The following is a 17,223-nucleotide window of genomic DNA, read 5'->3' as shown; positions in this document are numbered from 1 at the left end:
CCATTACCCCAAACACACCACAGCCCGGCACAGTAAATTCATGAAGCCAGGTGACGCAAAGTCATTGACACGTTCCGGACTCTTGATGGAATGAGAGCACACAGAGCGAAGTGCGCACTACAAGCGTGGCCGACGCAGCGACATCATGCTGTCGATTGCAACCATTGCCAATAGTAGTCGTATTGCTCCTTCACAGTGACAGGCAGCACACTGCTCCCGCAGCGCTCAAAGATATTGACGACGTCGAACGGAGTAACCTCGCGCCCGATACTGAGCCGGTACGCACGCAAGCCGTCCTGCGCCTTCAATGGGCCGCCTATTGAGTACACATTGAGACTCGATCCATGGCATTGTGGGTATAGCCTTTCCCGCGCGAGTACTTCCCGAATTTGGCAGAGTGCTTGAAAGAAGTCCGCCGCGGTTACATCGATGGTTCGATCACGATAGTGAGCATGCAAGCGACACCTTGGGCACTTGCCAGAGGCGCGAAAGTAAATTTTCTCTTTATCGCTGCCGCCAACGAGCATGGTGTGAAATTTAGGCATTGCGGGACGCACAAGCCACTGTTGTCAGGCCTGTTCTTCGTGATTCGTGTAACAAGTGTAGGGCGGCCACAGGAAGTTCGGCGTCGGTGTAATTCCTACACGGCTTGAGCAGATTGAGGCACTTTCTCACGCGGCCTCGAACATGTCCTTTTGAAATACCTTCCGTAACGTAGGCAGCTCTCTGCGGAACTCGCCGTTTTTCTGAATGCTCCTTCTCTGTAGCTGTAGGGGCGATCGGGCGCGCGTCCGGGAAATATGCGCCGCGCCCTGCGCGAATACCAGCAGGAAGACCTGGTAGCATCGGCCGAAGCGGCAGGCAGAGGGAGCATGCCAGGGGCCTGCGTTGCAGCTACCGGGCCGTGGCGCCGCGATCTTGGTGGTCAGTTGCCCGGGCCATTACAATCGGGGATTTGGCCGTAGCGAAGCGCCCTCATCTCAGCGATGAGATGGACCAACGACATGACCGAATCATGTGTCTGTGAGTCGGAGATGGGCGGCCCGAGATACTCGGGGGTCGCGCACATGCGAGGGACGAGCGGACGGCGTAAAGCCGGTCCTCGAATTGCTCTCGGCCGCCGCGGACGCTACTCCAACGACCACGGTGGGAGTGCCATCTTGCTTGAGCCCGCGAGGTGATGCTGTCGTTGGGCATAAGAGCTTACGGTGCTCGCGGGCCGGCCCCGATGCCCGCCCCCGTCCCCACCGGCGCGGAAGGATCGCGCTCACGCTGGCGGGAAGGACCGCCGCTGCCGGGAGGCACGGCGACGCTCAGGGGCGTCGAGGGCATGGCGCGGGTGTCACCTGTACCGGTTCGCCCCGGTGTCTCGCGCGAATTCCGTTTCCGGGTCGAGGCGCTGCCGGTGCGGCAATCCCCCGCCAAACTTGTCGAATTGAACAGGGAATTTATACCGGTAGTGTAGAAATACCTCGCCGTGCCGAGCCATTTGCGATGATTGCCAGACACTGAGCGCGGCCATCGCCTGCCAAAGCTCGATGCACCACGGCCTCACGCGCGCGGATCGCCGCCAAAAAGCTGCGCTATGCCACTGAATTCTCCATCGAAGTTGATGGACTCTTCCCGACCGATTCTGACGGCCGGTAGCGCGCATGCCGCCGGCGTTGTGATGCCGCAGAGCACGTCTGGTGGGCTTGGGGGGGCTCTAGCTGACGCGGGCCTGGCGAGGGGCTTCTGTCTCACGCCTCGGTGTCGTGGCCACCACACAGTTGCGTCCAGATGCCTTTGCTTCATACAGCGCCGAGTCGCTTGTATTGAAGAAGACCCGCAGGTCGACAGAGCGCGTCTGCACGTCGGTGTTCGCCACCCCGATGCTGATCGTGAGCACCTGATGGATGCTCCCCGCATGCGGGATAGCCACGGCCTGGACCGCCAAACGAATCTTTTCAGCAATTGCCATTGCACCGTCGCTGTCGGTATTGGGAAGAAGTACCGCGAATTCCTCACCGCCGTAGCGGCCGGCGTAGTCCCCTGGTCTGCGTATGCTGTTGGCAATACAACGAGCGACCGCGGCCAGGGCATCGTCACCACCCGCATGGCCGTAGTGGTCATTGAAGCTCTTGAAATAGTCGACGTCGATCATGAGCAAGGCCAAGGGTTGTTGGTGGCGGCGTGCCCTACGCCATTCGATGTCCGCCGCCTCATCCAGGGCGCGCCGGCTCCCGATACCCGTCAACCCGTCTGTGTTGATCATCATTTTCAAATGCTCCTCCAGCGCCAGCCTGCGCCTGACCTGCTGGGCAATCTGGATGGAGAGGGCAATGAGCATGGTGTCGAGCGCGAGGATAAGTGCGCCCAAGAGCCAGGCACGTTTGCGCCAATCGGCGTAAATATCCTCCGTCGACAGGCCGACGACCACCACCAGTGGGAAACCGGCAACGTGCCGGAAATCGTACAGACGCTGGGCGCCATCCAGTGCGGCTATGCCGACATAGGTGCCCTTGGACGCATGCATCAGGGGCGCAAAAGAGGCAGTACCGGCCATGCTCCGTCCGATAGTGGATGGATCGTATGGACGGCGCATAAGAACCACACCATCATCCCGTAGCAACGTGATCGTGCCCGCCTGTCCTAGGTTCGTCCCCTCGAATAGTCTTTGAAAATAGCTTAAGCGCAGCGTGCCCACCACGATGCCGGCGAAGCTGCCATCCACGTGCGATAACCTTCGGCTGAGGCCGATCGACTGGCCGCCGTCCGTCAGCCGAGGCTGAAACGGCCGACTGATATACAGCCCGGCTTTCGTGGAATTCCGATGCACGTCAAAGTAATCACGGTCCGCAAGGTTGACCGGGCGGGGCGGTGTGGAACGGGAGTCAAGTATGAGGTCCCCCAATTCATTTGCCACCAACATCGCGCCCATGTCCGTCGCGTTTGCGGAGCGATCAAACAGAACCAACTGGCGAATAGCGGAAGGCAACCGAAGAATTTCGGGATCCTGGATACCGTCGATGACGGCGTGCATCGACAGTTCGTAGATCTCCAGATTGCGGGCGATATCGCGTTCCAGGATGAGCGAGAGATTGGCAGAGCCTTCCTGAGCTCGCACATACGCATCCTGGCGCATCTGATGCAGCGCAACCGCTCCGATGGTAGCGAAGGCAACGGCAAGCGCTATGCTACCTGCCACGAAAAGTCGGGGGTGCTTAAAAATCACTTTAGTGGTTCGGCGAGGGCCAATGTAGCTCTTGGGTCACCCTTCCCAAGGCGACGCTGCCAATTGTACGCTACGCCATACACGTGTTAAGCATTCGGTCATCCCAGGCGCCCCCTCGAGAATGCTGGAGCGGTCGCAGAAATGCGCGTCACGTGTACGTACCCTCGTCAAAACCCTGAGCGTAACCCACCGGCCCCTCCGAGTTTCATCAGAGCCTTCCGTGTTACCAGCGTATGTCGCGCTCCCACGCCTTCAACTCCTCTTCCGCGCGCTCCTTGGTATAGCCATAGCGCTCCTGGATGAGGCCGGCAAGCTGATCGCACTTGCCCCGGATCTGGGTGAGGTCGTCGTCGGTGAGCTGGCCCCACTTTTCCTTGACCTTGCCTTTGACCTGATCCCATTTTCCTTCGATCTGATCCCAATTCATGGCGGCTCCTTGAATGTCTTTGCCGTCAGCCCCCCTGGGGCGGGCTGCTCACGTGTCGCAAAGAGGTGACTTACTTGGCGTACTTGGCCTTGACGTTGGCCACGCACTTGTCCTTGGCATCGCCGGACATGGCATCGCACTTTTCCTTCTCGGCCTTGTAGGCGGCTTCCAAGCTGTCCTTCCTGGCATCGGCGCGCGCTTCAGCCACGTCGGTGCTCGTGCCGGTGGCGGCAGCCTTCTCGACCTTGGCCGAACCCAGGGCTTGCTCGTGGGCAGCCTTGGCGTCCTTCACGCACACATCCTTGTCATTGCCCTTGAGGTCCTCGCACTTCTCCTTGCCCACGCTGTAATCGGCATCGGCCTTGACCTTGTCGGCTTCGGCGTTGGCCTTGGCCACTTCCTCATCGCGCTTGGCTTCCTTCACGCAGACGGCTTTCGCATTGCCCTTGAGGCTGTCGCACTGGGCGCGCGCAGCCTTATAGTTGGTGTTGGCAGTTTTCACGGCCGCGTCATAGTCCGCTTTGGATCCTGCCGGCGCGGCATGCGCCAGCGTGAAGGCGGCGCGGCCGGCAAACTTGGCGCTCTTGGTCGGGACGCCGCGCTCGAAGCTTGGCCTTGCGCGGCCGCGCGACATCGGCGCTAGACTGTTGTGCTTGCCAGGAGTTCCGCGCATCCTGCCGCACAGGTCCTGCCAGAATTGCGCGAGCACCTCGGTCGGCGTGCCGCTGCCCTTGCGCACCAGGCCAGGGTGCCGGCGCGCAAGGCGGTCGGGCCTGGTTCAGTCCGAGCCCCGGCCGCCACCCCGGTTGGCCATCAACAGGCCCAGGATAATGCCGACCCCGACCGCCATGCTCATGGATCGCAGCGGCTGCTCCTTGACATAGGCGGCGGTGTCCTCGGCTCGCCGGGAGATTTGCTGGCGCACATTTTCCGAGATGCCCTTTGCGGCATCCCTGGTCGCGTTCATCTTGCTCAGGAACTCTTCCTTGGCCTCGTCCAGCGCAGCCCCAGACAGGGTGGGAATGCGGCTGATCAGGTCGTCGAGCTCCCGCTTCAGGCCGTAGGCTTCGCTGCGTGCGACCGCGCCGACCTGTTTGCTGGCGTCCTTGGCAGCGTCCAGGATGTTTGTGGTTGCCGTGCCGAACTTGCCGGCGATACCCGGCGAATCGTTCTGGACGGAGGATTGGGTATTGCCTTGGGTTTCCATTAGTCGTGCTCCTGAGAGTCGGTCGTTCGGCATCGGGTCATCGCGCGCGCCGGGCACGGCGCGAGGTACCAGTGGGTCGTCCGCCTGCTCCTCGTTGGCGCAGGCCAGTTACAAGCACAGCGCATGTTTCATGCCATGAATGCATCATTACCCAGATGGAGCGCGCTCTGCCCGCAAGGCATCGCCGATCGGGTCCGCGGGGAGCAGCGCGGCAACCGTGATGCGATCAGAGCCAAGCCCGCGTGGCGAATCCGGCAGGCTTGCCTCTCGCGCACGGCATAGAAAATTACCAGCCTTGTAATTCCTACCTCGGCCGGGAGGCCGCTGAAGCGCGGCCGTCATAACGCGGCCTTGGCATGTACGTCGCACGCATTCCGGCACAACCTAGGAGACGAACATGAATTCAATCGCGGCGTGCCGGCCGGCGCCAAGGGCGCGGCCATGTCGGAAGCGGGTCGCCGACGGCCCTGGGGCCCGAAGTGATGGCGGCATCCACGCTGGAACGACAAAGTCTATTCCTACTCCTCTTGGCCTCTGTTGCCTCGGATAGCGCATGCGTGCGGAAGCGGCATAGGCTTCATTTGCGCGCTGACCGGAATTACAAATTCCTGCTCCGAATTACACACATTGCAGCGTAGCGGGGCGCTTCTTGCGGTTCTCGTTCATGCGGTTCTCGAGAACTCGTGTGGCGACTTATGTCGAACCTGACCACACCATCAGGAGAGAGCGATGAAAATCCCTGCACATACCCTGCGCATGACTTGTGTCGCTACTGCGCTGGCGGCAGCTACCGGCGGCGCGTTTGCGCTCGATACAGGCGGCTTCATGCGCGTCGCCGCCGACACCACCAAGGGTGTGCCACCCAACTTGGTCCCTGGCATGCCGGGCCGCGCCGAGGGTGACCGCGACCAGCAGCCTGCGGCCACCACTGAAATGAGCGACAATGCCACGCAATCCGTCAGCGACAGCGCTATTACAACCAAGGTGAAGGCCAAGCTGCTTGCCACCAAGGACCTGAAGTCCACCGGCATTGACGTGAAAACCAAGGACGGCACAGTCAACCTGAGCGGCTCGGTGCCAACGAAGGAACAGCACCAGCTCGCAGTCGATGCCACGCGTAGCGTTGAGGGCGTGAGTTCAGTGACCGACAAGCTGAAGGTGCTACCGCGCTAGTCCACAACCGCCCCGCACGGGGGATTCACGCAGTACATCGACGATGGTTCTCCTTGCGTGAGATGTAGTGCGGGTCTGCGGCTCAGCTCAGGCGTGCTTGCGTTTGGTGGCCGGCCGGCTGGTGCTGCTTGCTGTGGCCTCACGCGCCGGAGCGGCGCGCGCGGTACGCTTGGCAGGCGCGTGTTCTGCCGTAGCGCGCTTAGCCACGGCCTGCTTCTTTGCGGCGGCGTGCCGGGCCGGCGCCTTCCGGCGCGCGCGCCCCCCACTGTCGCTGCTTGCGTCGTCCTTGCCGCGACGGTTCAGGCTTTGCTTGAGCAGCGCGACCAAGTCGATGACCTTCGCGCCCTGGCGCGGGGTTTCCGGTTCCTTGGCAGCCGGCGTGAGCTGATGGGTCTTGCCGGATTCGATCCTTTCTTCGATGCGTGCCATCAGGTCGTCACGATAGGTATCGCGGTATTGCTCGGGGGCCCAGTCCTCGCTCATATCTTCCACCAGCTTGGTCGCCATTTCCACTTCTCGCGCATGCGCGCCGGTGGGTTTGCCACTGGCGAGTTTGGGCAGGTGCAATTCCGACATCGGTAGCACCTCGTCGGCAAAGCGCATGGTGTTGAGCACCAGCGCATTGTCATGCACCAGCATCGCGGCGAGGTGCTGGCGGTTGCGTAGCACCAGCGCCAGCGGGGCGCGCGCGGTACGGCGCATGGTTTCGAGCAGCGGCGCGTAGCCGCGTTCGCCACGCTTGTCGGGTTCGAGATAGTAGGGCGTATCGAAGTAGTACGGCGGAATATTCTCCGCTCCACGAAGCTGACGATATCGACTGTCTGCGTGGCCTCGACATTGGCCTGCCGGAAGTCTTCTTCGTTCAGCAGCACGTATTCGTTCTTCTCGTACTGGTAGCCCTTGACGATGTGCAACTTGTCGACCGGCTTGCCGGTGCTCTTGTTGATGCGCTGGTAGCCCACGGGCGCCATGTCGCGCACGTCCAGCAGGTCGAGGTGGATGGTCTGGCTGCGCGATGCCGGCCGCAGCACGACCGGTATGTTGACGAGCCCGAAGGTTATGGCGCCTTTCCAGATGATGCGTGACACAATGGAACTCCTTGCACAGCCGGGATTGCGCGCGGCGGAGGAGGCGGCGGCAGATCGCCGGGAGGCGGATCGGTGACGGGTTCGGGCGCCCCGGGCGGCGGCTCGGGCGGTGGCGTTTCCGGCTTGTAGGGGGGATGTCGGGGTCAGGCGTGATATGCACGGGGTTGGCTCCTTGCTTTTGGCGATGAGTGGCGGACGGCACGCTCAGGCGTCGAGCCCGTCGAGCAGGCGCGTCAGCTCGTCGAGGTCGGCGGGTTTGACCAGATGCCGGTCGAACCCCGCTTCGAGCGTGCGCCGCTTGTCTTCGGGCTGGCCGAAGCCCGTCAGCGCCACCAGCTTCGTGCCGCTCAGTTCGGGCAGCGCGCGCAGGCGCCGGGCGGTCTCGAAGCCGTCCATCGCCGGCATGCCCAGGTCGAGCAGGATCACGTCGGGGCGCACGCTGGCCGCGCGCTCCACCGCGCTCTGGCCGTCCGGAGCGGTAACCACAGTATGGCCCAGTGTTTGCAAAGTCATCGTCATCGCTTCGAGTGCATCGATGTTGTCGTCCACCAGCATGACGGTGCGCGGCGGTCCTCTGCGGGTCACGCCCATGCCGCTGGGCGGATGCCAGCACTGCCAGGGTTCCACCGGCAGCACCACGATGAACGTGCTGCCTTCGCCGGGGCCGGGGCTTTCCGCGTGGATGCGCCCGCCATGCAGGCGCACCAGCTTCTGTACTAGCGTCAGACCGATACCGAGGCCGTCCTGCAAAGCGGAGCCACGCTGCGCGTCGGCACCTGTTTCGTCACCGGTGACGTCGGCCGGTGCCAGCGGGTCGAACAGCTGCCGCTGCATGGCCTCGGATAAGCCGGCGCCGTTGTCGCGCACGCGCACGGTCACATCGCCGTCCTGCGTGGTGGCCTCCACGGAGATATGCCCGCCTGCGGGCGTGTACGTGGCCGCGTTATGCAGCAAGTTGCTGAAGATTTGCGTGAGCCGTACCAGATCCCCCCGCACCGGCGGCGGCTGCTCTGGCAGCGAGAGGCGCAGCATGTGTCCGTTCGCTTCAAGGAGCGGGCGCACGGTTTCCACGGCAGTATTCAGCGCCGAGCGCAGTTCCACCAGGTCCTGCCGCAGCCTGATCTTTCCCTGGTTAAAGCGTGAGATGTCAAGCAGTTCGTCAACCCGCCGTGTCAGGTGATGGAGTTGGCGCCCGATCACGTCGCGCGCGCGGAACACGTCCTCGCGCGAGGGCGAAAGCTGCTGCAGCAGGTCGGCGGCGCTGCGCATTGGTGCCAGCGGGTTGCGCAACTCGTGCGCCAGCATGGCGAGGAACTGGTCCTTGCGGCGTTCCACGTCGCGCAGCGCGCGCAACGCGCGGTTCTGCGTTGTGACGTCCTGGCAGATACCTGCCACGCGCAGCGAGCGGCCATCCGCGCCGGGGCGGCTTCGGACCGGGAACGCGCGTGCGCGGATTTCGCGAATCTCGCCACCCGGCCGTGTCAGCAGCAATTCGATATCCATCCTGCCATTGCGCAGCATGTCCGCGAATGCGGCTTCCACTCGCGGCCGATCTGCCGGCGGCACGCGGTCGAGACAGCGGCCTGGATTATCCAAGACTTCTTCAGCCGTGTGGCCCAGGAGCGCGGCAAACGAAGGACTGACGAACAGCAGTCGTTTCTCGCGGGGGTCCAGGATCCACACCACGTCGGCCAGGGATTCGGCCAACTGGCGGAACATGTCCTCGCTTTCGTGCAGTGTCTGGGTCGCGCACCGGAACGCATCCTCGGCCCCACGCAGGCGCAGCAGTGCGTTGATGCTGGACAGCACTTCCTCTGGTTCCGCAGGCTCCACGAGATAGCTGTCTGCACCGCAGTCCAGCGCCTGCACACGCTGTCCGGCCAGCCCGGTCGATGTCAGCAGTATCAGCGTGCGCGCGGCGTCCGGATCGCTCTTGAGAAGCCGGCAGACCTCAAGGCCGCCGATATCGGGAAGCTGCATGCCAAGCAGTACGAGTGCTGGCGCATGCTGGCGTACCAGCGACAGGGCCGCCCGGCCGGTAGTGGCTTCAAGTACCGAGAACTCCGCGCGGTGCAAGATTCGGCTCTTGACGAAACGAGGGCCGTCGCGCTCCTCCACATTGAGGATCAGCGGACGGTTCGCGATGGCGGGCGTATCCATGGCGTTCAGACGCCAAGCGCCTCGTTGGCCGCCTGGTGCTTGGCTTCGTCGACTTCCTTAGCCTTCTTGGCATCGGCGGCCTGCTGCTGTTCCAGCGCGGGGGGCGGCAGCGTGGCATGTGCTGGGCCGCCGATGGCGAGCAACAGTGCGCCTGGCAGCAGTAAATACCGCAACGGACACATCGGGCGCGAAGCCTGTGCGCCGTGGGGGGCTAACAGGCGGGTCACCGCAAGCAGTCGGCCGAATCGATATGGCACGGTGCGTGTCCCTCGCCTCCTAGTCCCACGCGAGAAAGGATGTTCTTGCCAGGAAGCGGCAAGAAGCATACCGCAGCGTCAGCCGCGCGCCAAGCGTGAAGCGGCGCGCGTGATGAACTGCCGCGTGTCGGGGTAGCCGGCCCAGGCATCATGCGACTCCAGTTCCTCAAGCCGCGGGCCGACATTGCCGACGTTCCACTGGGCGGCGCTGCGCAACCCGTCCAGTTCCTCCCATGCGATCGGGATCGACACCCCCAGGCCGGGGCGCGCACGCGCCGAGTATGCGGCCACAGTAATGGCCCCAACGCCATTGCGCAGATAATCGATGAAAATCTTGCCAATGCGATTGCGCGCGCCGCTCTTTGCAACAAAGCGCTGCGGGATGGTTGCGGCGATATGCAGCACCACCTTGTGCGCAAAATCCTTCACTTCGTCCCAGCTGGCACGTGGGGTGACTGGCACGACCACATGCAGGCCCTTGCCGCCGCTGGTCTTCACGAAGCTGGTCAGGCCCAGCTCGAGGAGCAGTGCCCTGACAAGCGCGGCCGCCTCGCGCATGCGTGGCCAGGGCACGCCTTCCCCGGGGTCGAGATCGAAGATGATGCGGTTCGGTTTATCGATGCTGCGCTTGTTCGCATTCCACGTGTGGAACTCCACGACATTGAGCTGCGCCGCCGCAATCAGCCCCGGTGCCGAGACGATCTCCAGCAGCGCCGGATGCCCAGGCCACAAGCTGGCGTTCAGCATGTTGATCCCTTCGACATGCAGCGTGTCGCCGTGCCGCTGGAAGAACTGTTGCCCGTGCACGCCGGCCGGTGCGCGCACCATGGCGATTGGGCGTCCGCGCAGGTGCGGCAGCATCAGCGATGCGACGCGGTCGTAGTAGCGCACCAGCTCGCCTTTGGTGATGCCGGTTGATCTGTCGATCACGCGATCGGCGTGGCTGATCGCCACCTTGCCGGCCGCGGCGGTGGGCTTGCCCTTGCCCCGCTTTACACCGGCCGGCTCCCTGGCCAGTTCGACCGCTATGCCGCCCGCGGGCTTGTCGGTGCGCAGCCCGTGGAACACGGAATGCCGCACGCGCCCTTCGCGCGTCCAGGAGCCGAACGATACTTCGGCCACCAGCTTTGGTCGCACCCAATGTCCTTTCACCGACGCGGGCAGCGCATGGAACGGCGGCTTGTCCGCCCGTAGCGCATTCAGTTGCGTGCGCAGGTTGCCGAGCGTACGGGTGTCGAAGCCGCTGCCGACGTTGCCCGCGTAGCGCAGCTGCCCGCTGGCATCGTGAATGCCAAGCAGCAACGCACCGATGCCCTGGCGGCTGCCCTTGGGGTCGGTAAAGCCGCCCACCACGAACTCCTGGCGCAGCGTGCATTTGAGCTTGATCCAGGTATTGGTGCGCGCGCTGACATAGGGCGCGTCGGCCCGTTTGCCGATGACGCCCTCTAGCTTCATGCGGCAGGCGGCATCCAGCATGTCGGCGGCACTTGCTTCGAATTCCTCGCTGAAGCGCAGCCGCGGCGCCGTATTGCTTTCAAACAGGCGGCGCAGCAGCGCGCGCCGCTCCGCCAGCGGCACCTTGCGCAGGTCATGGCCGGCGTAGAACAGGAGGTCGAACACGAAGTACTGGATGGTGTCGACATGCGCCGTCTCAAAAGCGTTCTGCAACGCCTGGAAGTCCGTCTCGCCGTGTTTGCCCATCACCACGATCTCGCCATCCAGCCAGTCGTCCGGCAGCCCAAGCGAGCCGACTTCTTTCGCGAGCGCCTTCAGCTTCGGGGTCCAGTCGTGGCCCTGTCGCGTGAAGAGCCGCACATCGCGGCCGTCGATGCGCGCCAGCAGGCGGTAGCCGTCGAACTTCATCTCGTAGCGCCACGCATCGCTGTCTGCAGGGGGGGTCTCGACCAGCGTTGCGAGTTGCGGCGCCAGCGCGAGCGGCAGCGTTGCCTTTTTGGCGCCGCCCGGAAGCGCAAGCGCGGGCGCGGATTTCTTGTGGCTACTGGCGGTTGTCCTGCCTGCGGCTTTCGTTGTCTTGCGTGTGGCGCTGCGTGCCGTCCCGGCGAGCACGCTGTCTGGCAACGCCTCCACCACGTCAAACTCCGATGCGGGCTGCGCGTCTTCGTCGCGTTCCTTGATCAGCAGCCAGGCGTCCTGCTCCTTCTGCCGGCTGCCGTGCATGCGCACCAGTGCCCAGTGTCCGTGCAGCTTTTCTCCGCGCAGCTCGAACTTCAGCTTGCCGGCGCGGTAGGCAGCATCCGGATCGGCTTCAGGCACCCACACGCCGCGGTCCCAGACGATGACCGTGCCGGCGCCATAGTGGCCTGGCGGAATCACGCCTTCGAAGTTGGCATAGTCCAGCGGGTGGTCTTCCACATGGACGGCCATGCGTTTGTCGGCGGGGTCCAGGCTCGGGCCCTTGGGTACGGCCCAGCTCTTGAGCGCGCCGTCCAGCTCGAGGCGGAAGTCATAGTGCAACCGCCGCGCGGCGTGTTTCTGGACCACGAAGGAGAGGGGGTGTGCGCGCTTGCGCGTGCCGCTCGTGCGTTTTTTCGCGGCCGGTGTGCCTCTCGGTTCTTGCGTTGCGCCGAAATCGCGCATGCGCTGGTACTTGCCCAGCGTGCCAGCGGATCGGGTGCCTGGGGGCTTTTTGACCGGCAGGCGTTTCCGCGCGGCTGCAGCGCGGCCGTTGTCCGGCTCCTGACGGGTGGTCCTGGCCATGGCGTGCCTGTTGATTGGACATGGATGGGATTCAGCTTATGCAGTACTCAGCGCGACGGAAATCGGCGCTGGTCCTACAGGCACGGTCATGCGGCTCGCATGTGCTTCTTACCAGCTGTTGTAAATCCTGGTGCTGCAGCGCTGCGCCGGACGCGGCTCGCTGCCGGGAACACTCCTTGGCATGATTTCGGCTGTTGCACAGATGAGAGCCGGCAGCGCGCCCGGTTTCGGCCCTGTCCACGGCGCCGCGACGCGTTGCCGTACAAGCCAACAGATGAGACCCTCTCTGAAGAAGATCGAGTCGCAGACCAAGGCGGTGCCAAGGTGATCACAATGCCGATTGACATCGGCAAGCAGGAAGACGCCGGGCGTGTTGCACAGGCCGCGATCGAACGCTTCGGTGGCTTCGACACATCGGTACGCCGCCGTCAACATCTTCGTTCGGCCGCTACGGCGACGTGCCGCTGGAAGACCAACGCCGGCTGTTCGATGCCAGCCACTGGGGCACCGCGCACGGATCGCTGGCCGCGGCCGCGTATCTGCGCGAGGTACGGCGGCGCAATCTATCGGCAGCGGGCTTCAGACGGACCATTGTCCTGCCGCTGCAAAGCGCCCATACCGCCATCAAGGGCTCCACCGATCCCCTGCGGCGGAAGTTGGGTCACCGGGTCGAGCCGGCCGGGCTGGAACCGCCGCTGGTCACGCACGCCAAGAGTTTCCTTGTTGTGGAACCGCTTCCGCCGCCGCTGTACGATCCGGCACTTGCCGCAGACGCCATCTTGTTCGCCGCGGAGCACCCGCGCCGCGACCTGTTCGTCGGGGGCGCGGCCAAGATGTTCTCGGCAGCTGCGTATCACACGCCGCACATCTTTGTCCACTTTACGAGCCGCTTCATGGGCCGCGCGTGGCAAGGCCGCCATCCTGCCGGCCGATCGCACCGGCACCGCGTCGCGCTGCAATCGTGCCGGTACACCAAGAGCACGGGCCACCGCCACTGGCCGAGCACCCTCCTGCGACTTGGCATGGTATCGGCATGACACCACGTATCTCCTTCCTCGCTGACTGAACATGCGGCGTACAGGCCGCCAGCGCCTATCATGTAATGGCTGCGTGCCAGCCTGTGACGGGCCGTGCAGCCCCGTTTCGGGCACTCACCGAACACGCCTCTGCATGCGGCGCAACTGCCAGGTGGCAGTTTTGGATTGATTCCGGCGTCCCTGCCGGCATTGGCCAACGCGCGGCCGGCACTTCCGGTACTGCCTGCGGCCATTCAGTCTGAAAGGAAAAGGAGCGCATTTCCATGTCAGAGCTGCCCCCGGCAGGGGCAACAGTGGCCGGACAAACCACAGTCCCAACCACATACAGCGGCCGTGTCAAGACAACCGGCGAGGCAGACAGGCAAGCGAGTGAACACTCGGTCTCGCAACCGGGTAGGCTGGCCCCCGATCCTGAAATCGAGCGCTATCGACAGATGCTCGCCGCGCTCGAAGGCTGCGCCGTCTTCGTGATCACCTCTGACGGCCATGTGCAAACCTGGCCCGAGCCCGCCATCCGCTTGTTCGGCTACGCACCCGCAGAGATCGCGGGCCACCACATCTCGTGCCTGTTTTCGCCCGCCGACATTGAGGGCGGCTTGCCGCAGCGCTGGCTGGAGGCCGCGCGGCAGTCAGGCAGTGCGCAGGACGACGGCTGGCGGGTGCGCAGCGATGGCAGCCAGCTCTGGGCGGCCTCCAGCATGACTGCCATGGCAGGCGCCTTCGGCGCTGTCAGCGGCTTCGTGGTGGCGAGCCGCGATATCACCGTGCAGTTCGCGGCAGAGGAGCACGCGCGCCTTGCCGACGACCTTGCTGGCCGAATCCCTGCCTGGCGTGGCCGCCTTCGAGGTGAGCGCCGATGGCGAGATCCGCAGCTGGAACTCGGGCGCGCAGGAGATTACCGGCTACCCGCCTGAGGAGGCGATCGGGGAGCCGCTGTCGCTGCTATTTACGCGGCAGGACGTTGCTTGTGGCAAGGACCGCGCGGGCCTGGACGCCGCATGCGCAAGCGGCCAGTATGAGGGCGACGAGCGCCTGGCCCGCAAGGACGGCTCGGTGGTGCACTGCCAGACGCGGATCGCGCTGATCCGTGATGCGGGCGGATGCCCGGCCGGCATGCTGTGGACGGCGCGTGACATCAGCAATGCCCTGCGGCTGGAAGAACTGGAGTCGGGCAGCCGGCGCGTGCAGTCTTTTCTTGCGATCCTTGCGCACGAGCTGCGCAACCCGCTGGCACCGATCCGCAACGCGGTCGATGTGATCACGCTGACGCCTTCGGTTGACGTGCGCATCCAGCGTTGCGCCGCGATCATCGATCGCCAGTTCCACCAGCTCGAACGGCTGGTCAATGATCTGCTCGATGTGGGCCGCGTCACGGCCGGCAAGCTGAAGGTTGAACTGACGCCGACCGCCTATAGCGACGTCGTCACGGCCAGCATCGAATCTATTCGTCCGGTGCTGGAGGCCGCCGGCCAGCAACTGGTGGTGTCCTTGCCGCCGAAGTCGCCTCATGTGTCGGCCTATGCGGCCAGGCTCGAGCAGGTATTGGTCAACCTGCTCAGCAATGCCACCAAGTACACGCCGCGCGGCGGTACCGTGACCGTCCACGTCGTGGTGGAAGACGGCAGCGTCGTCACGACCGTATCCGATACCGGCCACGGCATGGTGCCGGCCGCGCTGGATCGCATCTTCAATCTCTTCTCACAGGAAAGCGAGGGGATCAGCCGCGGTGGGCTGGGGATCGGGCTGGCGCTTGCCCGCGCCGTAGTCGAGGCCCATGGCGGAGCGATCCAGGCCGACAGTCCGGGGCCGGGCAAGGGCAGCACCTTCACCGTGATCCTGCCGCAGGTGGTCTCATGTGGCGAGCCGGCGGGCCACGTTGATGCTGATACCGGACGCAGGCGCCGCGTGCTGATTCTTGACGACAATACCGATTCCGCCAACAGCATGGCCGAGTTGCTGAACCTGCTCGGGCACGAAGCCCGGGCGGCCTACACCGGCTCGCAGGCGCTTGAGTTGGCCGCCGAGTTCCAGCCCGACTGCGCGCTGCTCGCCCTGGAAATGCCGGACATGAGCGGCGTTGAAGTCCTGGATGCCCTACAGGCCACGCCCGTGGGGCGATCGATGCAGTTTTTCGCGCTCGGGCGCGGCACAGCCGACGACGTGCGCCGCTCGCAGGAGGCGGGTTTCCACTTCCACCTGGTCAAGCCGCTGAGCATCGAAGCGCTGCGCCGGGCACTGTCGGCGCCAGCAAGCCGGCCAATCCAGGAAGGAGTCCGTCAACCGGAGCGGTAGGCGGCGAGCCGCCACCTTATCCGATTTCTTCGGGCGGCGAGTGCCGGGGCAGGGTTCGCAGACGTCACGGCAGAGCGTCGAGCTGCTTCTGACGCGCCGCATGTGGGAACTGCTTGCCGCGATCCCCAGCGCAGAAAGCCTTATCGGCGAGAGCGAAAAAGTCATCGACTGCATCGCTGTGAAGTATCAGGATCGACGGCGTACTGGCCTCCACTATGGGCGGCGTTGACCGACCAGCATTCTCCGGGGGCGGCCCGGGCCCGTTCGTGATGGCGGCCCACACGCTGGAAGGCAACAAGGTGGTGGACCCCCGGTGAGAACATCGACACCATCCCTATGCCGTGATGGCCATGAGCGGCTTTCTCGGCATCGGCGAAAAGCTGTTCGCGCTGCCGTGGTCCGCTCTCACGCTGGACCCGCGGCGCAAGTGCTTCGTGCTCGGGGTCGAGAAAGACCGCCTGAAGACTGCACGTGGCTTTGACAAGGACCATTGGCCGAGCCTGGCCGAATCGCAGTGGGCCACCACAGCATCCATGAGCACTACGGGACATCGCCATACTGGGAATCCGAGCATTACGATCCAAGGGGCTGACAGCCCGGGGAGCGAGAAGCAGCGAACAGGGTCGGAGTGAGGGGGAAAGTCGGCGGAATTTCCGCCGACTTTCTTGCGCTCGTGGTTCTCCTGCGTGAAGGAAAAGGGTCTTCGCCGGATTGCGGCGAGGGTCTTTTTGAGGGGCCGCTCGTTCGCCCCGGAGGTTGGTGCCTGCGGCTGGCCTCTATCGTCTCTCGGCGGCCCCGGCTCCGCCCTGAAGGGCGAGTCACTGTTGCCCTAGCGACAAACCAGAAACACTTCGCCTAAGCGGCTGGCTATCAAGGTGGCGGCGTTGGTCATCTGACGGCGGTGATTTCCGTTTTGGATGAGATTGCGATTCCACCCAGCTACGCGAGATGAGTCAGTGGCGGTGCCTTCGTACCGCGATTTTTGGACGACCCCCACGTTCCATTCGGCAAGACGCGTTAGTCGGCCACCTTTACCATTACGCCGACGGGAAAGATCCCCCGAATGCTTCGGTAATGCGGTCGCGCACCTGCGTGTTGAGGGCCTGGTCCGGCGATTCGGTTGAATCAGCAGAACGTGGTCTATCATTGCTTCTCCCTGAGCGGCTATCGCGCCGGGGCGGAGGGGGTGGAGATGCTGGCCAGCGTGCGGCCGGAATCGCGTGAATCGCCAGTCTTGCTGGCCAGGTCGCCGAGCGACACGATGCCCACCAAGTGATGATCCTGGTCGACGACGGGTAGCCGGCGCACGCGCGCGGCTTCCATCTTGTGCTGCGCAATCTCGAGCGATTCGTCTTCGGTGCACCACTTGACATCGGCGGTCATGACATCGCCCACGCGCGATGTGCCCGGCGTCTGACCGCTGGCAGTGGAGCGAATCGTGATGTCGCGGTCGGTCAGCATGCCAACCAACCGGCGGCCATCGCAGATCGGCAGGGCGCCCACCTGCAGGTCAGCCATCAGCTGTGCCGCAAGCAGGATGGTTTCATCCGAACTGAGATAAGCCGGCCCGCGGGTCATGACGTCGACAACGCGCCGGGGTGCGCTGGGCACGGTAGAGGGGGATTGCATCATGGCGTTCTCCAGTCGGTA

Annotated in this window: 12 protein-coding genes and 2 pseudogenes; 5 read left to right on the top strand and 9 right to left on the bottom strand. The window is 64.1% G+C overall.

The annotated features are described in order from the left end of the window. Nucleotides 1–1,705: 1,705 nt before the first annotated feature. The 4 genes from ACGLHR_RS35725 to ACGLHR_RS35710 all read right to left on the bottom strand — a co-directional run bounded on the left by ACGLHR_RS35725 (nt 1,706) and on the right by ACGLHR_RS35710 (nt 4,848). A complete protein-coding gene (locus tag ACGLHR_RS35725) occupies nt 1,706–3,214 on the bottom strand; it encodes a diguanylate cyclase (protein ID WP_400099855.1) in 1,509 nt (502 codons plus the stop codon). A 223-nt stretch (nt 3,215–3,437) separates the two neighbouring features. Continuing rightward, nucleotides 3,438–3,641: a CsbD family protein gene (locus ACGLHR_RS35720; RefSeq protein WP_400099853.1), complete on the bottom strand. Its 204-nt coding sequence runs from the start codon at nt 3,639–3,641 to the stop codon at nt 3,438–3,440. A gap of 70 nt (nt 3,642–3,711) precedes the next feature. Beyond that, nucleotides 3,712–4,275 carry a hypothetical protein gene (locus ACGLHR_RS35715; RefSeq protein ID WP_400099861.1) on the bottom strand — a complete coding sequence of 188 codons (564 nt, stop codon included), beginning with the start codon at nt 4,273–4,275 and terminating at the stop codon, nt 3,712–3,714. A 144-nt stretch (nt 4,276–4,419) separates the two neighbouring features. Continuing rightward, nucleotides 4,420–4,848, bottom strand: a complete 429-nt coding sequence (locus ACGLHR_RS35710; protein ID WP_400099851.1) for a YqjD family protein — start codon at nt 4,846–4,848, stop codon at nt 4,420–4,422. 729 nt (nt 4,849–5,577) lie between these two features. Here ACGLHR_RS35710 and ACGLHR_RS35705 point away from each other — a divergent pair. Next, nucleotides 5,578–6,021 carry a BON domain-containing protein gene (locus ACGLHR_RS35705; protein WP_400099850.1) on the top strand — a complete coding sequence of 148 codons (444 nt, stop codon included), beginning with the start codon at nt 5,578–5,580 and terminating at the stop codon, nt 6,019–6,021. A gap of 87 nt (nt 6,022–6,108) precedes the next feature. Here ACGLHR_RS35705 and ACGLHR_RS35700 read toward each other — a convergent pair. The 4 genes and pseudogenes from ACGLHR_RS35700 to ligD form a co-directional block, all read right to left on the bottom strand. Then, nucleotides 6,109–7,109: pseudogene (locus ACGLHR_RS35700) on the bottom strand (Ku protein). A gap of 204 nt (nt 7,110–7,313) precedes the next feature. Next, nucleotides 7,314–9,269: a response regulator gene (locus tag ACGLHR_RS35695; protein ID WP_400099848.1), complete on the bottom strand. Its 1,956-nt coding sequence runs from the start codon at nt 9,267–9,269 to the stop codon at nt 7,314–7,316. Between the two features lie 5 nt (nt 9,270–9,274). Continuing rightward, nucleotides 9,275–9,526 carry a hypothetical protein gene (locus ACGLHR_RS35690; protein WP_400099846.1) on the bottom strand — a complete coding sequence of 84 codons (252 nt, stop codon included), beginning with the start codon at nt 9,524–9,526 and terminating at the stop codon, nt 9,275–9,277. Between the two features lie 78 nt (nt 9,527–9,604). Beyond that, complete coding sequence (gene ligD, locus ACGLHR_RS35685; protein WP_400099844.1) at nt 9,605–12,244, bottom strand: DNA ligase D; 2,640 nt, start codon at nt 12,242–12,244, stop codon at nt 9,605–9,607. Between the two features lie 458 nt (nt 12,245–12,702). Here ligD and ACGLHR_RS35680 point away from each other — a divergent pair, with 458 nt between their 5' ends. From ACGLHR_RS35680 to ACGLHR_RS35665, 4 genes and pseudogenes are all read left to right on the top strand, one after another. Then, nucleotides 12,703–13,281 (top strand): hypothetical protein, encoded by a 579-nt coding sequence (locus ACGLHR_RS35680; RefSeq protein WP_400099842.1) that lies wholly within the window; start codon nt 12,703–12,705, stop codon nt 13,279–13,281. Nucleotides 13,282–13,544: 263 nt separating this feature from the next. Beyond that, the gene (locus tag ACGLHR_RS35675) at nt 13,545–14,195 is read left to right on the top strand and encodes a PAS domain-containing protein (protein ID WP_400099841.1); all 651 of its coding nucleotides are present in this window, start codon (nt 13,545–13,547) and stop codon (nt 14,193–14,195) included. Further along, nucleotides 14,077–15,573, top strand: coding sequence for an ATP-binding protein (locus ACGLHR_RS35670; RefSeq protein WP_400099839.1), 1,497 nt, complete (start codon nt 14,077–14,079; stop codon nt 15,571–15,573). Before ACGLHR_RS35675 ends, ACGLHR_RS35670 begins: the two co-directional genes overlap by 119 nt. A gap of 215 nt (nt 15,574–15,788) precedes the next feature. Continuing rightward, nucleotides 15,789–16,165 (top strand): annotated as a pseudogene (locus ACGLHR_RS35665) (PRC-barrel domain containing protein). A gap of 572 nt (nt 16,166–16,737) precedes the next feature. On the opposite strand, the gene ACGLHR_RS35660 reads toward ACGLHR_RS35665, so the two are convergent. After that, nucleotides 16,738–17,205: a CBS domain-containing protein gene (locus ACGLHR_RS35660; protein ID WP_400099837.1), complete on the bottom strand. Its 468-nt coding sequence runs from the start codon at nt 17,203–17,205 to the stop codon at nt 16,738–16,740. Nucleotides 17,206–17,223: the final 18 nt, after the last annotated feature.

It is taken from the genome of Cupriavidus sp. CuC1, from assembly GCF_044627735.1.
Classification (GTDB): domain Bacteria; phylum Pseudomonadota; class Gammaproteobacteria; order Burkholderiales; family Burkholderiaceae; genus Cupriavidus; species Cupriavidus ulmosensis.
Note: the sequence above shows the minus strand (reverse complement) of the source record. Positions and strands in the feature narration are given on the sequence as shown.